1 protein-coding gene is annotated in these 701 nt (G+C 63.6%); it reads left to right on the top strand.

Translation table 11 applies throughout. The features are described from left to right. Positions 1–701 (top strand): IMP dehydrogenase (locus tag AACY49_RS29790; RefSeq protein WP_339527772.1); only part of this gene is annotated, 701 nt, incomplete at both ends.

The raw sequence follows: 701 nt of genomic DNA, 5'->3' as shown, positions 1-701 counted from the left end.
CAAGGGTATCGCGCTCGATATCCCGATCCTGTCGTCTGCAATGGACACCGTGACCGAGGCGGACATGGCGATTGTGATGGCGCAATTGGGCGGCATCGGTGTGCTGCATCGCAATCTCGAGATTGACGAACAAGTCGCCGCAGTGCGAGCGGTCAAGCGCTTCGAAAGCGGCATGGTCGTCAACCCGATCACGATCGCGCCCGGTGCGACGCTCGCCGAGGCGCAGGCTTTGATGGTGCGCAACCGCATCAGCGGTATCCCCGTGGTCGAGGCCGATGGCAAACTCGTCGGCATCCTTACCAATCGCGACGTGCGCTTTGCCGAAAACCCGCATCAGCCGGTGTCGGAGCTGATGACCCACGAGAATCTCGCGACCGTCTCGACCGGCGTCGGCAAGGAAGAGGCGCGCCGTCTGCTCCATCAGCGCCGGATCGAGAAGCTGTTGGTGGTGGACGAGCAATATCGCTGCGTTGGCCTGATCACCGTCAAGGATATCGAGAAAGCTGTCACCTATCCCAACGCTACCAAGGATGCTGCCGGGCGCTTGCGCGTCGCCGCCGCAACGACGGTGGGCGACAAGGGGTTTGCCCGCACCGAGGCGCTGGTCGATGCCGAGATGGCGGCCTCGCACGATCGCATCAAGCTGGCCTCGCTGACCGTGATCGCCGGCACCCATGGTCCGCAGCGCGCGACCATGAAGC

Origin of the sequence: Pseudomonas sp. EL_65y_Pfl2_R96, assembly GCF_963970905.1 — a bacterium.
Taxonomy (GTDB): Bacteria; Pseudomonadota; Gammaproteobacteria; order Pseudomonadales; family Pseudomonadaceae; genus Aquipseudomonas.
Note: the sequence above shows the minus strand (reverse complement) of the source record. Positions and strands in the feature narration are given on the sequence as shown.